We start from the raw sequence: 18,518 nt of genomic DNA, 5'->3' as shown, positions 1-18,518 counted from the left end.
ATCAAATGATTACCAAGTCGAGCGACCAGAAACAAGCCAATGCGAACCTAAGGCTTTGGGGCCGCCGTATCGGAATTGGCGGCGTCTGGCACAACAGGATCTGGCGCGGTTGTAGAGGCCGCCGGATTGGCCAATGCAGCGTTGACACGCTCAATCGCAATGGTGGTGATATCGACCTGATCAAGGCTTAGGATCACGGTTAATTGATCAACCAGCAATACCGCCCCAGCCTCTTGCATAATGGCGGCCAAAACCGGCACAGCCGAATCGAAAAACGTTTTTTTATCCTGCTCACGCTCTAGCTTTAGATCACGGTCTTTTTGCCCCCAAGCTGCGCGAATTTTCTCAACCTTTTCGTCAAAGTCACGGGCGATGGGTTGAAACTCGGCAGGGGAAAGACTGGCGCGACGCTCGGTCAACAACCGCTCTTCGATTTCCAGATCAGCCTCGACCTTGCGAATTTCGACCTGCAAACTGCGCGCATCGGCCTCTAATCTAGAAAGCGACGCTTTGCCAAAGGCGGAATCTTCGAAAAATCGTTGTTGATTAATGGTCAAAACCGGCGAGCGAATGCCCTGATCTTGCGGCACGCCGACGCTCGCGTTTGGCAAAGGGGCCCCTTGTGCCAAAACACAAACGGGGCCCCATATCGCGGCAAACGCCAAAACCGACGCTGCTGCAAATTGCTTTAGCATTAGAATTCCGACGAGATTGTCAGGTCGAAACTACGGGTCTTATCGTAGGACTCTTTCTTAAGCGCCTTGGAGAAGTTAAACCGCAACGGGCCAATCGGCGTTGTCCAAAAGAGTGATACACCAATCGAGGCACGCAACTTCAGGCTGTCATCAACAGTACAGTCCGCCACGGTACAGCCTGACAGCAAACCACCATTTGTGTTGTCCAGACTCCAAACCGAACCAATATCAAGGAACGTGCCGCCTTTGATATTATATTCGTCGGGCAAACCAATCGGAAACTCGGTTTCGAACCGTGTTACGGCATACATGTTACCGCCCAAAGCATCTTCGTTGGTTGCGTTCAAATCACGCGGGCCAATACCATTGCTTTCAAAGCCACGAATTTTGCCATTGCCAAAGAAACGCTCGGTCACCCGAGAGTCGCCGTTCATCATGTTGATCATGCCGCCTTCGAACACCGCACGCAGGGTAAGGTCGTCATTCATCACGCGGCGTTCGGCCACAGCCAAACCGGTGGTCGAAATATAGCGCTGATCGCCACCAATTCCGGCAAAATCCTGACCAAAACGCAGTAACATGCCGCCGTTGGGGTTAATTCCGCCGGTCCGCGTATCATAGCTAAACGAATAACCCAAGGATGATGCATACAGCCCGCCAAGAGCGCCTTCATTCTGTAGAATTTGTGACGAGTCTGCATCAACGTTACTAACGGAATTGTTTGCGATCTTATAGTTCAGCTGCAAGCGGCTGTAATCGCCAATCGGAAATCCGATGCCAAACCCAAGCGACGCTGTGCGGGTGTCATAATAGGAATTGTCCGTCGTGGTTTCGGCATAATCACCACTAAAGGAAAATGCCAGATCGCGGCCAAGGAAAGCCGGTTCAACAAAGCTGAGGCTGGCGCTTTTTGACGACGATGCTGTTGAGATGCTGAGGCCAACGGATTGACCACGGCCAAGGAAGTTTGCCTCGGAAAACCCAACAGTTAGCCCAATGCCAGAATCGGCACCATAGCTGGCCCCGAAAGACAGAGAGCCGGTCGGTTGCTCTTCGACGTCCACATTCACGATGACTTGGTCGTCTGCGCTGCCCTGCTGGGTGTCAACTTTTGCGTCTTTGAAAAAGCCAAGCGCCCGAATACGCTCCGCAGCCCGTCGCACTTCGGCTGGGTTAAAGGGGTCCCCTTCGGCATTGTGGAACTGACGGCGGATCACCTCATCCAGCGTGGTGGTATTGCCTTCTATATCAATACGTTCCACAAAAATACGCGGCGCACGAGAAATCACAAACTCGATATCAAGTGTTTGGTCGCGATCGTTACGGGTGATGCGCGGCTGTACCGACACAAAATTAAGCGCCTTTTTCAACGCGAGGTTTTCAAGCCGCGTGGTATTGTTATCAATCACGGTCGGGGAATAGGTGACACCCGAGCGCAGCTTTACTTCTTTTTGGAATTCAGCGGCATCAATACCTTCGACCTCGGACACAGTGGTCACATTGCCGATTTTAAAGCTTTGGCCTTCGCGCAGAGTGAAGGTTACGAAAAAGCCGTCACGTTCGCGGGTGACTTCGCCCACGGCATCCAGCACCTGAAAATCAGCATAGCCACGGGCCATGTAGAAATCTTTCAGCAACTGTTTGTCGTATTCGATCCGGTCGCCGATAAAGGTATCAGATTGGATAATGCGGCGGAAAATGCCCGCTTGTTTGGTCGCCAAAACCTGCCGCAGGCGGCGATCAGAAAAGGCGCGGTTGCCGTTGAACGTCAGGCGTTCGACTTCGGCAACATCACCTTCGCGGATATCGAACACCAAGTCGACGCGGTTGCCCGAACGGCGGATGATTTTAGGATCGACTGTCGCGGCAATACGGCCACCTTCTTGGTAGGCTTTCGCAATCTCGGCGGCATCGGCCTCGGCCTGCGCAGGCGAAAAGACACGGCGCGACTCGGATTTAACAATCTTGGCCAGCACATCATCTTTCAGGCGCTTATTGCCTTCGAAGTTGATGACACCAATGATAGGAAATTCTTTGACTTTGATGACAAGCGTATTGCCATTTGGCACAATCTCGACTGTCTCAAACAAGCCAACGCCAGAAATACGCTGATAGGCGTCATTCAACTGGCCTGCCGACACGGGCTGACCCCGGTTGATTCCGGCGTAGGAAAGGATTGTCGCGACATCAACGTTGGTGTTGCCTTCGACTTGCACCTTTGAAAATTGGTACGTCTGCGCCTCGGCTTGCCAAGCAGTCCCCAAACAAGCCATTGAGACGATTAAAGAAACCGAAACGATGGCCGAATGGCGCTTAATCCGCCCCAAGATGTTGCGGGACATGGAAACCCGATCCGCAATATACATTGTTCTGCCCCATAAAATAATACCGTTGCCCCTGACTAACGAGATTGCGACGGCTTGTCAAAAGGGCAAAGCTGCATATTGTTTCAATGTGCTAATCATGCACAGATTTTGTGGCGGATTTGCAGGCTGCACATCCTGAAACCCTAACCAAACTGGTAAAGCAGGCAAAATGACAAAAGGGGCGCTGCGCTGTTGCGCAACTGCCCCCAATCATCAGCCAATGACCCTTTTATTCAGTGCGCTATAAGAACTTGGCCCAGAAACGCCCCCGCCAAAAGCCCGACAATTATGGTGCCGACACTAAACAGCCGATCCCAGTTCAACCCCACCAAAAGCGAGATCCCCTGATATCCGTTCATGACCGTTTGCATTTCATTCACCCATTAGTAGCTATGCGATATAAACATCATAGCGAACAAATGTGGCGCGATTAGGGCGATTGGCGCGAACGGACTAACGGCCCTATTGCGGACAAAAAAGATCATTGCCCAAGGCAAACACCATCAATGACAGCAGCAGGACAAGGCCGATCGACATCAAAACCCGCAGCACGTTATCCGATGGCGGCTTTCCGGTGACAGCCTCATAAACGTGAAACACCAGATGCCCGCCGTCCAGCACAGGGATAGGAAACAGGTTCATCAGGCCAACGGCAGTGGAAAGCCCTGCGATCATCATGATAAAGGTCAGCCCGCCTTGCGACGCGGCCGCCGAGGATACTTTGGCGATGCCAATCGGGCCGCTCATATAGCAGGACGACACCTGCCCCGTGACAAGATGCACGATGCCAGACAGGTTGGTTGTGATCAGCGACCAGGTTCTTGTCACCCCCAGCGTCAAAGTCTCAACCGGGCCGGGTGTATAGAGTTCAGGCGTGAACATCAGGCCTTCACCAAGGCCAATCAAATAGCGCTCTTCAAACCCGCCGTCTGCGGTTGGGGTCAGTGACTTACGCGGAATAAGGGTGGTTTCAAACTCGGATCCATCTTGCCCATCGGGGGCCGGACGCCAAGTTTTCAACAAAAGCGGTGCGTCTTTCGATTCTTTTACAAAGGCAACCAAGTCGGTAAAGGCAGACACTGGCTGATCGTTGATCGACAACACCACGTCACCCACAGCCAAACCTGCATCTTGTGCGGCCGATTGCAGCCCGATTGACCCGATCAGCGCCGGAAACGGGTGCGGGCCGATGATGGTTTGCTCGGTGCCATCACGGGCAACGGTGTAGTCGACCGTGATGGATGACGGCAATGCACGCGCGGCCTCGGCAAAGCTGGTCAAATCGGAGGTTTTGACGCCGTTCACTGCCAAAATATTATCGCCCGGGCGCAAGGTCTGGGCGTTTTCCGGCAAGCTGACAACTGAACCGACAACCGGCTTATCTGCCGCAACACCCGTATACAGTGTCAGCACGCAAAAGATCGTAATGGTCAGGATAAAATTGAACATCGGACCGGCAAGCACAGTCGCAGCCCGCGCCCAAAGCGGCGCCCCATGCATCGTGCAGCGACGCTCGGCCTCTGAAAGCTGGCTGATGGTTTCGCCGTCTTTGCCCGAGGCAGCATCGGAATCGCCTAGGAATTTCACAAAACCGCCAAAGGGAATCGCTGCCAATTGCCACCGCGTGCCACGCCGGTCAACGCGCGACATGAGAACCGGACCAAAGCCAAGCGAGAACACCTCGGCATGAATACCAGACCAGCGCCCAACGATATAATGGCCGTACTCGTGCACAGCAACGATGATCGACAAAGCGACAACAAAGGCCGCAGCCGTCCATGCAAAATTGCCGACGGTCGGGAGAAGGGTCATAATATCCACTGCGCTTATCTTCCTTGCTGCCACGTTTTGACCGCTTCCGTGGCGGTCTTTCTAGCCAGATGGTCCATTTGCAACACATCCTCAAGGGTGGTCGCGGCAATTTGAAGGCAATTTTGGCGCGATAGGCGGGCAAGTGTATCTTCGACCACCTGCGCCATAGTCAAAAACGGCAGATCGCCCGCGATGAAATGGTCAAGAGCGATCTCTTTGGCCGCGTTAAAGGCAGCACCGGACAGGCCGCGGGTTTCCATCACATCGCGGGCAAGCCGCAAAGCGGGAAAACGGGCGGGATCTGGGGCCTCAAAGTTCAGCGCGGCAAGGCGAGCAAGATCAAGACGTTCCACCGGCACATGCCCCCGACGCGGCCAATGCAGCGCAAAACCGATGGCGTGGCGCATATCGGCAGGGCCAAGATGGGCCATGATGCCACCATCACAAAACCCGATCAGCGCGTGGACAATGGACTGCGGATGGACGATCACCTCTATCTGATCGGGCGTAAAGCCAAAAAACTCACGCGTTTCAATGAGCTCTAGGGCTTTGTTAAACATAGAAGCGGAATCGATGGAAATGCGCTGGCCCATTGACCAATTTGGATGCGCCACAGCCTCGGCCAACGTGATCGCCTGCATTTGCGCCATTGTGTGGTTGCGAAACGGGCCGCCCGAGGCGGTGATAATCACGCGCTCCACTGCGGCTTTATCCTCACCAGCAAGGGCCTGAAACACGGCGGAATGCTCGCTATCAACAGGCAGCAGCGTCGCGCCGTATTTTGCAGCGGTGGCCATCAGCAACGGGCCAGCGGTGACAAGGCTTTCCTTATTCGCCAGCGCCAGCGTGCAACCATGGCGCAAGGCGCGCATGCCCGGCACAAGGCCCGCCGCCCCGACAATCGCTGACATTACCCAATCGGCAGGGCGATCTGCCGCCTCGGCAATCGCCGCCTGCCCTGCGGCAGCAATGATGCCACTGCCTGCCAACGCGTCGCGCAAGGCAGGCAAACATTCCTCATGCGCGGTGACTGCAATTTCGGCATTCAGCGCACGCGCCATTTCGGCCAAGCGTTTGATATTGCGTGCGCCGGTCAGCGCCACGGTGCGATATGCCGCAGGCCCACCGCCGCGCATGATCAGATCAAACGTGCTTTCGCCAATAGAGCCCGTGGCCCCGAAGATCGAGATGGAACGCAAACTCTAGCCCCCAAACGGCAGTGGCAGCGTCATGGCCAGCGACAATAGCATGACCAGCACCACAGCACCCGTCATCGCATCAAACCGGTCCATAAACCCGCCATGGCCTGGAATCAGATTCGAGCTGTCTTTGACGCCGGTGCGCCGTTTGATCCAACTTTCGGCGATGTCCCCCATTTGCCCCGCAAAGGACACCACCGCCGACAGCAGAACGATGCCTGCCGGGGCATAGCCCATCGACCAAAATGCCATCCCGACACCGGCCGCGCCAAGCCAGCCTGCCACCGTGCCGGACCATGTTTTCTTGGGGCTGATGGCTGGCCAAAACTTTGGCCCGCCCAAAATGCGGCCCGCGAAATAGCCCATGACATCCGATGTGACAACGACCAACACCAGCCAGACAATCGCGGCTGTGCCCGCATCCTGACGCAACGAAATCAGGCCAAAACCTGCAATCATCGACCCTGCGGCCCATAGGGCTGCCAAGCCACGATCACGGCGCGGCGTCAGGGCAAAAACCAGTGCCGGCACCAAAAGCAATGCCGCAGCGATGGCATGAGACGAGAGCAATGCAGCACAAAGGCACAGCGCCCCAAAACCTGCAAGCATAAGAGGCAGCTGCGTAGGCGAGAGGCTAAAGGGACCGTAGGTCGTTTTCAGCCCCGTTATGGTGGCCAATTCCCACAGCATCAGCGCAGAAAGCGCCACGACCATAACCGTAAAGCTGACACCCCCCAGCCAGATTTCCACGGCAGCCACAGACGCCATAATGGCGGCCGAGATCATACGAGGGCGCAGGTCTTGCCAACGGTTTGAAGGGCTAGTCATTCTGCCGATACTCCTCCGAAACGCCGATGACGATTGCCAAAGCGGGCAAGGATATCAGCCAACTCCTGCGGGCCGAAATCGGGCCATAGTGTTGGCGTGAATTCATATTCGGCATAGCTGGACTGCCAGACCAAAAAATTAGAGGTGCGGGTTTCCCCCGAGGTCCGGATGACCAATTCGGGATCAGGAATCCCTGCGGTATCAAGACGTGCCGAAATCGCGGCTTCGGTCACATCGGCGGGGTCCAGCCGTCCTTCGGCCACTTCTCGCGCTAGCGCACGTGTGGCGCGCAAAATCTCATCCCGTCCACCATAATTGATGGCAACGGTCAGGTTCAGCCGCGAAAAACCAGCGGTGCGGGCCTCAATACCTGCCATCAGGCGTTGCAGTTTCGGGTCCAACCTTGTGCGATCCCCGATAAAGCGCATCCGCACGCCCTCGGCCGCCATACGGTCGGCTTCGCGCTGAATATAGCGCGCAAAAATCGCCATCAGCCCCAGAACTTCCTCGGTCGAGCGTTTCCAGTTCTCGGTCGAAAACGCATAGATCGTCAGCCATTTAATGCCCATCTCAGGGGCAGCCGAGACGATTTGCTTAACCCGCTCTGCCCCTTTGCGGTGGCCAACCAGCCGCGGCCAACCGCGATTGGTTGCCCAACGGCCATTTCCGTCCATGATGATGGCGACATGCTCTACCGCGCCGGTCGTGTGGGGGGGAGTGGATGCAGACACTGACAAGCCTTTTACACGATCGGGTATACGATTGATGACATGTTCAGGACAGGCGGTTAGACCTGCATGATTTCCTGTTGCTTGGCTTCCAGTGCCTTATCGATTGCGGCAATCGCTTTGTCTGTCAGCTCTTGCACGCTGGCTTCCCAAAACTTTTGGTCATCTTCCGAAATGCCATCGGCCTTGGCCTTTTTCACCTGATCCATACCATCGCGGCGGATGTTACGGATCGAGACTTTGGCGCTTTCGGCATATTGGCCAGCCACTTTGGTCAACTCGCGGCGGCGCTCTTCGTTCAACTCGGGGATGGGCAGCATGATAATCGTGCCGTTCAGCTGCGGGTTGATCCCAAGCCCCGATTCGCGGATCGCCTTTTCAACCTTGCCAACAAGGCCCTTATCCCAAACGTTGATCGTCACCATACGCGGTTCGGGCACGTTGACGGTAGCAACCTGATTAAGCGGTGTCATCGAACCGTAAGCATCTACCATAATCGGATCAACCATCGAGGCAGAACCGCGCCCGGTGCGCAATGTGCCGAATTCAGCGCGCAAAGACGTATGCGCACCATCCATCCGGCGCTCTAGATCATCGGTATCAAGCATGAAATCGTCTGACATTATGGCCTCTTAGCACGTTGAGCGGCCCAACTGCGGGCCTGATTTGCTGTTTTATAGACCTAATGGGCGGGCGTTGTATAGACCGACACAGGGTTGAGCCGCCGTAGGGCTGTATTTTAAGAATGGATTTGGTAGCCTTGAGCCACAACCTTTGGCAGAGTCTTGCCAGTTGCGGCAAAGATGGGGCGCGCGGCCGAGGGAAATCCCTTAAACAACCCGCGCAACTGGCGTCCGCGTAAAACAGGGCGGCAAATTTCATAGGCTTCAACTGTCAAGTTGTGCTGCTGCAACGCGTTTTGCAGCTGCCCACGATCCTGATTTGACAGCGCCTCAATCGCCATCGGGCCGGGGAAAAAGCTTTCGCAGGCCGCGCCATTGGCAAAAATCACCTCATGCTGCGCAAACAGCAAATGATGGTAACCGATGTCACCACGGCTTGGGGCTTGATCGACACCATCAAGGCCAATCAGGTCTTTGGCGGCGACCAGAACGTCCTCTTGGCCAATCAAAGGCACAGCCAGATTTGAGCGTATTAGCACGCGATGCTGGCGGGACACGCGCAGCGGCTGGTAGGGCTGATTGGCCCCAAGCGCCCCACTTTGGATGGTAACAGGTGCGGCCTTGCCCTGCCCCGTTGAGACCTGCATCGCGCACCACAGCAAGGGTTGCGGCCCGTGATCTTGGGTTTGCACCAAATCGCCGGGCTTCAACGCCTCAACCGCGCAGTCGCCATCGGGTGTGGTGATGCGGGTCCCGCTGGCAAAACAAACAACCCGCGCACCCGAGATGCTACGGGCAGTGTACCACCCCAAGGCATTTTCTTCGACCACACACCCAAGCCTGATAGAACGGATCGACAAGCCATCCAATTGCAGGCCATTTGCGTTTTCATTGATAAACGTCGCGCCATTGGTCAACTGAATCACATTGACCACGGTGTTCAGAACCGAACCGTCCCCCAATTCGATAGAGACGTTGTAACTGGCGACCATATCTTGGGTCGCAGTCACAGGGCCCGCGCCCAGATTATAGGTTATGGTGCTGGCGGTTTGCCCTTGGTCATCATCATAGGCAATGCCATCGTTTTTGGGCGTCGTGACATTTGTTGTAACATGCTTAAGGACCGTTTTGTCATGCAGACCGGCAAACACATTATCGTTTTCGTTTGACCAATTTCTCTCATCCGTATCGGCCTGCGCATAGGTCCCGATATAGATCATTCCTACTGCAGTCGTCATTGGCGCGGCCTTTCACATGGGGTCGAAACCCTATGTAGAGGCCGCACCTAAACGCTTGGTTAAAGCGCTGATTTTGCTAAAATTTTAGCCATGCACCTTGGTATAGGTGCCTTTGCCCGCCAGAATACCACGGAAACCGCCAGGCTCATCCAGGCTGAACACGATGATCGGGAGGTTGTTATCGCGGGCAAGCGCAATGGCGCTGGCATCCATCACGCCGAGGTGCTTTTGCAGCACTTCATCATAGGTGACAGTGTCATAGCGCTTGGCATCGGCGTGTTTCTTGGGGTCTTTATCATAGACGCCATCAACCTTGGTGCCTTTAAAGATCGCCTCACAGGCCATTTCATTGGCACGCAGGGTCGCAGCCGTATCGGTGGTGAAATAAGGGTTACCGGTGCCTGCGGCGAAAATGCAAACGCGCTTTTTCTCAAGGTGACGCACGGCGCGGCGGCGGATATAGGGCTCGCAGACCTGATCCATGGGAATCGCGGAAATCACGCGTGTATGGATTTTCAGGTCTTCCAAGGCGGCCTGCATGGCCAGCGCGTTCATCACCGTGGCAAGCATGCCCATATAGTCAGCGGTGGTCCGCTCCATCCCTTGGGCCGAGCCTTGGAGGCCGCGAAAGATATTGCCGCCGCCGATGACCATACAAATCTCAACACCCAGATCATGCACGGTTTTCACCTCTTGCGCGATGCGGGCAACGGTTGGCGGGTGCAAGCCGTAGCCTAGATCGCCCATCAGCGCCTCGCCCGAGATTTTAAGCATGACGCGGCCGTGGCTGGCATCGGATGAGGGAAGATTGACGGGCATGGGGTGGGTTCCTGACTGACTGGGGCTGATCTATCGCAGATCACGGCTTGGACTGCGGTGTAAAATGTCGCAAAACGGGCTAAGGTTCAACCGATGATCTGGCGATGGCTTGGCAAAAAACAGGGATAGGCCTGCTTGATGCAACGCGGAGCTTGGGGAAAGGGTGGCGGGGGCTGCCCGCCCCCCTTGCCCAGACGGGCTGTCACATTGCGCGCAATGTGACGTTCCCCCCGGAGGTATTTGAGGCCAAGATGAAGCATGGGATCACAGTTTTGGGTGTATGGGTAAGGTTTTGGCAATGATTGAGCATTTATCGACCGAAAAGCCGATATTGATCGCGGGGCCAACGGCCAGTGGGAAATCGGCTTTGGCTGCCGAGATTGTGGCGCGGTTTGGAGGGGTGGTGGTAAATGCGGATGCCTTGCAGGTTTATGACTGTTGGCGGGTGCTGACCGCGCGTCCAAGCGCCGAGGAGGAAGCCGCCCTGCCCCACAGGCTTTATGGCCATGTGCCGCGCGATGCCGCCTATTCTGTGGGCCATTGGCTGCGTGAGGTGCAAGCAGTTGTATCGGAAGGGCTACGGCCGGTGATTGTGGGCGGCACAGGGCTGTATTTCAGTGCATTGACCGAAGGCTTGGCTGAGATACCGGCAACGCCTGCTGCGGTGCGGGCTGTTGCGGATGCGCGGATGGCGGCGGAGGGGAATGCGGCGCTATTGGCCGAGCTGGACGATACAACCGCTGTGCGAATCGATGTGATGAACCCCGCGCGTGTACAGCGCGCGTGGGAGGTCTTGCAGGCTACCGGGCGCGGCCTTGCGGCGTGGCAGGATGAAACGGGGCCGGCCTTGATGCCATTGGACAGCGTCGAGCCCATTGTATTGCGACCGGATGTGGATTGGTTAAACACCCGTATTGATACGAGATTTGACCAAATGATGGGCATGGGCGCCTTGGAAGAGGTCCGGGCCGAACTGCCTCTGTGGCAACCCAGCCGTGCGGCATCGCGCGCGATCGGGGCGCCGGAACTGGTGGCGCATTTGCGGGGCGAAATACCCTATGACGCGGCGGTTGAGGCCGCCAAGATCGCCACGCGCCAATATGCCAAACGACAGCGCACCTGGTTTCGAAACCGGATGAAACGCTGGAATGTGCTTGATCCGGCGGCGTTTGCGGGCTGAAGTATACCAAACCTGTGGATAGGTCTGTGGATTGGTTCGATTTTGGACATTTTGGCCTTGGGTCTTTGGGCCGTGGTTTGTTAACTGATTGCAACGCGGCATTTGCGCAGACAATTGGACGGTACAGCTATGCAAGATCTATCAAACCTTTCCCAACTGCGCGTAGTGGCTATTCCTCGGTTGGCCGCGAATGGCCGGTGGCGGGTCGAGGCGATGCGGGCGCTGTCCGAGCCGATGTTGCTGTGGTTTACCAAAGGTCAGGGCCGGATCACGATTGCAGGCTCGACCCGTGGCTATACGGCCAATAACGCGGTGTTCATTCCGGCAGGGGTGATGCACGGGTTTGAAGTCGGGCCGCAAGTGTTTGGAACAGCAGTCTATTTTGGCAAGAATTGCGATGTGACCTTACCCTCTACGCCGCAACATCTGCGCATCCGCGAAACCTTTGTACAGCAAGAGTTGAACGTGACCTTGGACGCAATTGTGCGTGAAATGACCAGCGATACCCCGGCGCATGACCGCGCGACCCTGCACTATCTGGGCTTGCTCGGGGTTTGGCTGGAGCGCCAAGTGCGCAAAGGCGCGGATGAGGTGAAACGCCCTGATGCGGCGCAACGCCTTGTTGCGCGGTATTCCAGCCTGCTGGAACGCAATTTTCGCGATAGCATGGGGGTTGCCGATTTTGCCAGTGCGCTGGGCGTGACGCCAACCCATTTGACGCGCTGCTGTAAACAGGCTTGCGGCAAAGCGGCCTCGACAATGCTACAAGACCGGCTGATCTTTGAGGCCCGTAGTTTGCTGGCAGAAACCAAAATTCCCGTCGGGCAAATTGCCGCGACGCTGGGCTTTGCCTCGCCCGCCTATTTCACCCGTGCGTTTCAGCACAAAACCGGCAAATCCCCTTCGGCATTTCGCAAGGAAATCTGACAAAGGGCCAAACGCGTGGCTTGCTGTGTTTTCGACCATCCCGTCAACTCTGCCCCATGTTGCGCGTTGTACGATTTATCGGTAATTTCAACGTTGACCATCCTTAAAAATCATGTCGGTATAAGTCGCAACGCTGCAAGCGATTGCAACGCACTTTTAGCAAAAACAGGTTCCGAAACGGCCTCGGCTGACATTGGAATATCTCGAACAGCGAGATGAGCACGATATGAATAATGCGACCCCAAAGCCACACGCTGCCGCCCTTGCCTATGCCGCCGAAGTCGCATCGGGCACCTTGTGCCGACGTGAGTTTTTGACCCGCGCATCGGCGCTGGGCGTGACAAGTGCTGCCGCCTATGCCTTGCTGGGCCTGACCGCGCCTGCCGCCCATGCCGCGGTTGAGATGCCAGCTATGGGTGGCACGTTGCGCATGGAAATGGAAACCAAACCCTTGGGTGACCCGCGCACCGCCGCTTGGAGCCAAGTCGCCAATTTCACTCGGGGTTGGTTGGAATATCTGGTCGAATATGGCAGCGATGGGTCCTTGCGCGGCATGTTGCTGGAAAGCTGGCAGGCCAATGACGACGCCACAGAATATACATTGAATGTCCGCAAAGGCGTGAAATGGAACAATGGCAATGAATTTACCGCAAACGATGTGGCCCGAAACCTGAACCGTTGGTGTGATGGCACTGTCACCGGCAATTCGATGGCCGAACGGATGAATGCGCTGGTCAATCCGGAAACCAAACTGGCCAATGACGGGGCAATTGAGGTGGTCGATGACCATACCGTCAAGATCAAGCTGAGCGCGCCGGATATTTCCATCATTGTCGGCATGGCCGATTATCCGGCGGCCGTGGTGCATTCAAGCTATGTGTCAGGTGATCCTTCGCAAAACCCGATTGGGACAGGTCCATTCTTACCCGAAACCAATGAGGTAGGCGTGCGTCAGGTCTTGGCCCGCAATGCGGATCATGCGTGGTGGGGCACCAATATTTACGGCGGCCCCTATTTGGATAAGGTCGAATACATCGACCTTGGCGCCGACCCATTGGCCGCCGTTACCGCAGCAAGCTCGGGCGCAATTGATATAACCTATCAAACGGTAGGAGAGTTAATTGAGATGCTTGACGATCTGGGCTGGCAAAAATCAGAAGTGATGACCGCCGCCACGATTGCGATCCGCTTTAACCAAAACGCCGAAGACTACAAAGATGTGCGTGTGCGCAAAGCCTTGTCGATGGCCGTGGACAATTCCATCATTCTGGAGCTGGGCTATAGCAGCTTTGGCACCGTAGCCGAAAACCATCATGTCTGCCCAATCCACCCCGAATATGCCGCGTTGCCGCCGTTAAAACCCGATCCAGCCGGTGCTTTGGCCTTACTGACCGAGGCCGGCATGGCCCATCACGAGTTTGAGCTGACGTCGGTTGATGATGCTTGGCAATCGACGTCTTGTGACGCGGTTGCGGCACAGCTTCGCGATGCCGGGATTTTGGTGAAACGGACGGTTGTGCCCAGTACTACGTTTTTGGACAGTTGGATGACGTACCCGTTTTCGGCGACCGAATGGAACATGCGCCCTCTGGGGGTGCAAATTCTGTCATTGGCCTATCGCTCGGGGGCCGCATGGAACGAATCTGCTTTCAGCAATGCAGAGTTTGACACCCTGCTTACCAAGGCCAATTCAATTTCGGACGCGGCCGAGCGCCGCGAGGTGATGACGCGCCTTGAGGAAATCATGCAAGAGCAGGGTGTGTTGATCCAACCCTATTGGCGCTCGCTCTATCGACACTTTGCCCCCAAAGTGAAAGGCGCCGAGATGCACCCGACCTTTGAGCATCATCACTATAAGTGGTGGATTGCGGCCTGATCTGAAGGCCAAACTCTGCCTTTTTGCGCCGTGCCGTATAGGGGCGGCACAACGACATAGAGCACCAAGCCCATCATCTGTTTACAAATATCCCACGGGGTCTGGGGGTGTGAAACCCCCAGCTTTCTTTTGGATATGGGAAATAATGAAAACCACCGCCTGCGGCCAGATTAAGCCGCAGCAAAACGCGATCCCCCCATCAAGCACCCGATAGGGTGCAGTTTAGAACCGCTGATCTGGGTCTTTTGACGCTTTGTGTTTGCGCAGACGCGACGGCGTGTGGAATTTTTTATCCTTAAAGGGGTTCCGGTCGCCCTGCCCACGCAACGTGATTCGAATCGGCGTGCCAGGCATATTGAAATGGTCACGTAACCCATTGACCAGATAGCGTTTATAGCTTTCCTGCATCAAATCCGGGTGCGAGCACATAACGATGAAACCCGGTGGGCGGGTTTTCACCTGCGTCATATAACGCAGCTTGATCCGGCGGCCGCCGGGGGCCGGTGGCGGGTGCGCCTCGGTCATCGCTTGCAACCAAGTGTTCAGACGGTTGGTTGGAATGCGGCGGTTCCAAATGTCATGTGCACGCAAAATGGCGTCATGCAAACGGTCAAGCCCGCGCCCGGTTTTGGCCGAAACGGTGACAAGCGGCGCCCCACGCAGCTGCGGCAGCAGACGTTCAAAGCTTTCGCGCAGCTCGGCCAGCTTTTCTTGCTTTTCGTCCTCAAGATCCCACTTGTTCACGGCGATAATCACCGCGCGGCCTTCAGTCTCGGCATAGTCGGCGATGCGCAAATCTTGCTGCTCAAACGGGATTTCCACGTCGAGCAACACCACGATCACCTCGGCAAAGCGCACGGCGCGCAGGCCATCCGACACCGACATTTTTTCCAGCTTGTCGTTGATACGCGCCTTTTTGCGCATTCCAGCCGTGTCAAAAATCCGCGTGGGCGTACCGAACCAGTCGGTTTTAACCGAAATTGCGTCACGGGTGATTCCCGCTTCTGGGCCCGTCAACAAGCGCTCTTCGCCGATGATTTTGTTGATCAAGGTCGACTTGCCCGCGTTCGGGCGGCCGATGACCGCGATTTGCAACGGCTTGGCTGCGGTGGGCTTGTGCCATTCTGGATCAGCCTCATCGTCGGCCTCATCCTCGGGGATATCGATATCCACCAGCGGGGCATCGGCCTCGGCGCGTTCTTGGAACTCATCACCAATCGGGCGCAGCAGGCGGTACAGATCGTCGATGCCTTCGCCATGTTCGGCAGAAATGCGCAGCGGCTCGCCAAGGCCCAAAGACCACGCGTCAATCGCGCCAGCATCGCCCGCTTTGCCTTCGGATTTGTTCACGCCGACGATCACCCGCGCGCCTTTTTTGCGCAGAATATCGGCAAACACGGCATCTGTGCCGGTCACACCAACGCGACCGTCGATCAAAAACAGACAGACATCGGCCATATCAACGGCGCGTTCGGTCAGCCGGCGCATACGGCCTTGAAGGCTGTCATCGGTTACGTCCTCAAGCCCGGCCGTGTCGATCACGGTAAAGCGCAGGTCAAAGATTTTGCCATCACCTTCGCGCAAGTCGCGGGTCACGCCCGGTTGGTCATCGACCAACGCGAGTTTGCGCCCGACAAGGCGGTTGAATAGCGTAGATTTGCCCACATTGGGGCGGCCAACTATGGCGAGGGTAAAGCTCATCTTGGCCCCTCCGGGGGCATATGTAGGATTTGCCCCCATGTGGGGACATAAGTAAAATTGGCCCCTGCGACAGCATGGGTCAGATCATCAAGCCGTAGGCCATACACCGCTTAGGCGTCAACGGAAAGCCTGAAGTTGACCGTTGCCCGATACGACATACATAACGCCCCCCGCCAGTGCCGGCGCAGAAGCCGCCCCGCCGGACAATTGGACAGTGCCATCAAGCCCGCCATCGGTTGGGTTGAACATGCGGATCAGCCCATCGCCAGACGCCACGATCAAGCGTCCACCCGCCAGAACAGGGCCATAATGGGCGGTAATGGCCGCGCGTTTCTTTTCTTTGGTGGTGGTGTAATAGGGCATATCAACTTCCCAAATCACCTCACCTGTTGAGGCATCCAGCCGCACCAGCTTTGCCTCATCCGAGATCAGGAAGACCGAGCCACCAACCGGCAAAACCGCACCATAAGCGGCCTCATGCGCCGACCAGATCACGTTACCCGAAGATGTTTCAATCGCACTAACGCGGCCGCTTTGGTTGCCGACATAGGTGACAGCGCCGTCAACCACCGGATCGCCGGCAATATCGGTAACGCCGGTATAGCCACGTCCCAACCGCGCACCTGCAATGCTGGCCGACCAAAGTTGCTGCCCACCTTTTTTCAAAGCGGCGACAAGTTCGCCTGTCGCAAATGGGAACAGAACGGTGCGCGGTGTCACCACAGGCGCACCGGCACCAACCATGCCCGTCACCGACGCAACACCCGCCACTTGCCACTCAACCTTACCGTCTTTGGCATTGATGGCCCAAGCCGTGCTATCGCGCCCGACCGCATACACCATGCCATCTTCAACCGTTGGCGCACCGGCAGCAGGGGCGCCCAGCTTTTGGCGCCAGATCACACCACCGCTGGCCGGATCAATTGCAACCACCTCGCCGTTGCCAGTCGCGGCAAATACGCGCCCACTGCCATAGGCAATGCCGCCGCCCGAAACCGCAGGCCCACGCGCACCCGCTGGGGCCAGATCAATCGACCACAGTTTTGCACCGGCTGTAGACACGGCCGTCAGCCCCGTCGCCGCATCCATCGCAAAGATACGACCATCGGCCACAATTGGCGCCGCGCTGATACGGTACTGGCGACTGTTGCCTTGGCCGATACCTGTTGACCAAAAGCGCACGGGCGCCGCAGACAGCGTTGCGTTCGGCATCAAATGTTGTGCGTTATCAGACCGATGTGTCCACTCGGCATTCACCCGTGCAGCCGGAATGCTGATCGGCACGGATTTGTTTTCAACAAGTCCAAACGTATCGGTCGGTGCGGGTTTACCCTCTTGCGCGACGCTTTCGCTTAGGGGCGCGCGGGGGTCAAACCGCTCACCTTGCAAGATAAGCTCTTTTTCGCATCCAGCAAGCAAAGCCAGCCCTGCCATCAAGCAAAGAGTTTTGCCCGTTTTCGTCCGCGTGTCAGAAAAAGCGTTCATATGCTGTCTGCCCTTTGTCCAGCGCCGGTTGCGCAGTAAGTTCTGTCTCTATGTTCTATTCGCCAAGATCTGAAAGCAAGACTGTGTGAACAGCCTGCCTGCCAAATCTTAACTCTTTTCCGTTTGGCCGCCCAAGGCCTCAATCATTTGGCTTGCGCGTTGACGCAATCCTGTCGGGGCTTCTTGGTCGGTTGATAAAGCCCGCAACTGTGTGATGGCCGCCTCTGGCTCGCCTGCCTCGACGGACAGATAGGCCAGTTGCTCCAAGGCCAGCGTGCGGAACGGCCGCCCTGCTGCGGTTAGCGGGTCAAGCGCTGCACGGCGGGTCGATACATCCATATCAGCGCCTGCCAGAATGACGCGGCGCAAAACGGCCAAGTCGCGGTAGATTTGCGGCACGGTCGCATCATTGGCAACAGCATCCAGCGCGGCCAATGAGCCCGCTTTGTCGCCCACAACATCCGACGCCAGCATCAGCTTTTGAATGGCGAGGCGATCTGGGTTGCCATCTGCCGCACTTGCCGTATCTGCCAAGGCCTTGCGCCGTGCGTCCGGGCTATTTTCATCCAGCGCCGTCAAAAGGCTATCGCCAAAGGCTTTCGCCTCGGTCGCGCGGGTGGCTTTGGACCATTCGGTATAGGCCGCACCGCCAACGATTCCGGCCACCAAAACCACGCCAATCCAGCCATATTTGCGAAAGGTCGCAAATAGCCGGTCACGGCGGACCTCTTCGGTAACCTCTTCAATGAAGCTTTCTGTGTCGCTCACGCCTGTCTCCAATTCTTTGAAACTGTCTTACACGCAAGGCCAAGGGCTTGCCAAGCCCTGCCCCACAGTCGGCGCGCACTCAGGCAAGCATTTGCTGGGTTTTCTTATGCAATCTGCGCAATTTTTCTTTAGGCTTTGCGCAAACGCCCCTTCGCCGTGAAAACGGCATGGCTTGCGAGGGGGGGCAAAAAAGAATAATCTGAACACAGCAGTTTAGCGTGTTTGACGCTGTACTCTATGACCTCCCCGATGCCTTGCCGCGGTGCTAGGCGG

15 protein-coding genes are annotated in these 18,518 nt (G+C 56.5%); 3 read left to right on the top strand and 12 right to left on the bottom strand.

Going from position 1 to position 18,518, the window contains the following annotated elements:
• Positions 1 to 47: 47 nt before the first annotated feature.
• From ACEN2J_RS05620 to pyrH, 9 genes are all read right to left on the bottom strand, one after another.
• On the bottom strand, positions 48 to 611 hold the full coding sequence (locus tag ACEN2J_RS05620) for an OmpH family outer membrane protein (protein WP_442103981.1): 564 nt from the start codon (positions 609 to 611) through the stop codon (positions 48 to 50).
• Positions 612 to 694: 83 nt separating this feature from the next.
• Complete coding sequence (bamA, locus tag ACEN2J_RS05615; RefSeq protein WP_442104157.1) at positions 695 to 3,037, bottom strand: outer membrane protein assembly factor BamA; 2,343 nt, start codon at positions 3,035 to 3,037, stop codon at positions 695 to 697.
• Between the two features lie 486 nt (positions 3,038 to 3,523).
• Positions 3,524 to 4,882: an RIP metalloprotease RseP gene (rseP, locus tag ACEN2J_RS05610; RefSeq protein WP_442103979.1), complete on the bottom strand. Its 1,359-nt coding sequence runs from the start codon at positions 4,880 to 4,882 to the stop codon at positions 3,524 to 3,526.
• A gap of 5 nt (positions 4,883 to 4,887) precedes the next feature.
• Positions 4,888 to 6,072, bottom strand: coding sequence for a 1-deoxy-D-xylulose-5-phosphate reductoisomerase (gene dxr, locus ACEN2J_RS05605; RefSeq protein ID WP_442103977.1), 1,185 nt, complete (start codon positions 6,070 to 6,072; stop codon positions 4,888 to 4,890).
• 3 nt (positions 6,073 to 6,075) lie between these two features.
• The gene (locus tag ACEN2J_RS05600; protein WP_442103976.1) at positions 6,076 to 6,900 is read right to left on the bottom strand and encodes a phosphatidate cytidylyltransferase; all 825 of its coding nucleotides are present in this window, start codon (positions 6,898 to 6,900) and stop codon (positions 6,076 to 6,078) included.
• Positions 6,897 to 7,637, bottom strand: coding sequence for a polyprenyl diphosphate synthase (uppS, locus tag ACEN2J_RS05595; RefSeq protein ID WP_442103975.1), 741 nt, complete (start codon positions 7,635 to 7,637; stop codon positions 6,897 to 6,899). The genes ACEN2J_RS05600 and uppS overlap by 4 nt, the downstream gene beginning before the upstream one ends.
• Positions 7,638 to 7,687: 50 nt before the next feature.
• A complete protein-coding gene (gene frr, locus ACEN2J_RS05590; protein WP_442103973.1) occupies positions 7,688 to 8,251 on the bottom strand; it encodes a ribosome recycling factor in 564 nt (187 codons plus the stop codon).
• Between the two features lie 116 nt (positions 8,252 to 8,367).
• Positions 8,368 to 9,489 (bottom strand): Hint domain-containing protein, encoded by a 1,122-nt coding sequence (locus ACEN2J_RS05585; protein WP_442103972.1) that lies wholly within the window; start codon positions 9,487 to 9,489, stop codon positions 8,368 to 8,370.
• Positions 9,490 to 9,573: 84 nt separating this feature from the next.
• Positions 9,574 to 10,308: a UMP kinase gene (gene pyrH, locus ACEN2J_RS05580; protein WP_442103970.1), complete on the bottom strand. Its 735-nt coding sequence runs from the start codon at positions 10,306 to 10,308 to the stop codon at positions 9,574 to 9,576.
• 298 nt (positions 10,309 to 10,606) lie between these two features.
• On the opposite strand from pyrH, the gene miaA reads away from it, so the two are divergent.
• From miaA to ACEN2J_RS05565, 3 genes are all read left to right on the top strand, one after another.
• Positions 10,607 to 11,488: a tRNA (adenosine(37)-N6)-dimethylallyltransferase MiaA gene (gene miaA, locus ACEN2J_RS05575; RefSeq protein ID WP_442103968.1), complete on the top strand. Its 882-nt coding sequence runs from the start codon at positions 10,607 to 10,609 to the stop codon at positions 11,486 to 11,488.
• A 129-nt stretch (positions 11,489 to 11,617) separates the two neighbouring features.
• Positions 11,618 to 12,415: an AraC family transcriptional regulator gene (locus ACEN2J_RS05570; RefSeq protein WP_442103967.1), complete on the top strand. Its 798-nt coding sequence runs from the start codon at positions 11,618 to 11,620 to the stop codon at positions 12,413 to 12,415.
• Positions 12,416 to 12,641: 226 nt separating this feature from the next.
• A complete protein-coding gene (locus ACEN2J_RS05565; RefSeq protein ID WP_442103965.1) occupies positions 12,642 to 14,291 on the top strand; it encodes an ABC transporter substrate-binding protein in 1,650 nt (549 codons plus the stop codon).
• A 222-nt stretch (positions 14,292 to 14,513) separates the two neighbouring features.
• Here ACEN2J_RS05565 and der read toward each other — a convergent pair whose 3' ends face one another.
• The 3 genes from der to ACEN2J_RS05550 all read right to left on the bottom strand — a co-directional run bounded on the left by der (position 14,514) and on the right by ACEN2J_RS05550 (position 18,245).
• Positions 14,514 to 15,992, bottom strand: a complete 1,479-nt coding sequence (gene der, locus ACEN2J_RS05560; RefSeq protein ID WP_442103963.1) for a ribosome biogenesis GTPase Der — start codon at positions 15,990 to 15,992, stop codon at positions 14,514 to 14,516.
• A gap of 117 nt (positions 15,993 to 16,109) precedes the next feature.
• The gene (locus ACEN2J_RS05555) at positions 16,110 to 17,477 is read right to left on the bottom strand and encodes an outer membrane protein assembly factor BamB family protein (protein WP_442103962.1); all 1,368 of its coding nucleotides are present in this window, start codon (positions 17,475 to 17,477) and stop codon (positions 16,110 to 16,112) included.
• A 108-nt stretch (positions 17,478 to 17,585) separates the two neighbouring features.
• On the bottom strand, positions 17,586 to 18,245 hold the full coding sequence (locus ACEN2J_RS05550) for a hypothetical protein (protein WP_442103960.1): 660 nt from the start codon (positions 18,243 to 18,245) through the stop codon (positions 17,586 to 17,588).
• Positions 18,246 to 18,518 lie beyond the last annotated feature (273 nt).

Source organism: Pseudorhodobacter sp. W20_MBD10_FR17, from assembly GCF_052119765.1.
Classification (GTDB): Bacteria; Pseudomonadota; Alphaproteobacteria; order Rhodobacterales; family Rhodobacteraceae; genus Pseudorhodobacter.
This window is presented reverse-complemented; position numbering and strand designations above follow the sequence as displayed.

Excerpts from the sequence above, each read along its gene's own strand:
- ACEN2J_RS05600 (WP_442103976.1), bottom strand. The coding sequence starts at position 6,900 with ATGACTAGCCCTTCAAACCGTTGGCAAGACCTGCGCCCTCGTATGATC.
- frr (WP_442103973.1), bottom strand. The coding sequence starts at position 8,251 with ATGTCAGACGATTTCATGCTTGATACCGATGATCTAGAGCGCCGGATG.
- ACEN2J_RS05585 (WP_442103972.1), bottom strand. The coding sequence starts at position 9,489 with ATGACGACTGCAGTAGGAATGATCTATATCGGGACCTATGCGCAGGCC.
- der (WP_442103963.1), bottom strand. The coding sequence starts at position 15,992 with ATGAGCTTTACCCTCGCCATAGTTGGCCGCCCCAATGTGGGCAAATCT.
- ACEN2J_RS05565 (WP_442103965.1), top strand. The coding sequence starts at position 12,642 with ATGAATAATGCGACCCCAAAGCCACACGCTGCCGCCCTTGCCTATGCC.
- ACEN2J_RS05555 (WP_442103962.1), bottom strand. The coding sequence starts at position 17,477 with ATGAACGCTTTTTCTGACACGCGGACGAAAACGGGCAAAACTCTTTGC.
- bamA (WP_442104157.1), bottom strand. The coding sequence starts at position 3,037 with ATGTCCCGCAACATCTTGGGGCGGATTAAGCGCCATTCGGCCATCGTT.
- ACEN2J_RS05570 (WP_442103967.1), top strand. The coding sequence starts at position 11,618 with ATGCAAGATCTATCAAACCTTTCCCAACTGCGCGTAGTGGCTATTCCT.
- pyrH (WP_442103970.1), bottom strand. The coding sequence starts at position 10,308 with ATGCCCGTCAATCTTCCCTCATCCGATGCCAGCCACGGCCGCGTCATG.
- miaA (WP_442103968.1), top strand. The coding sequence starts at position 10,607 with ATGATTGAGCATTTATCGACCGAAAAGCCGATATTGATCGCGGGGCCA.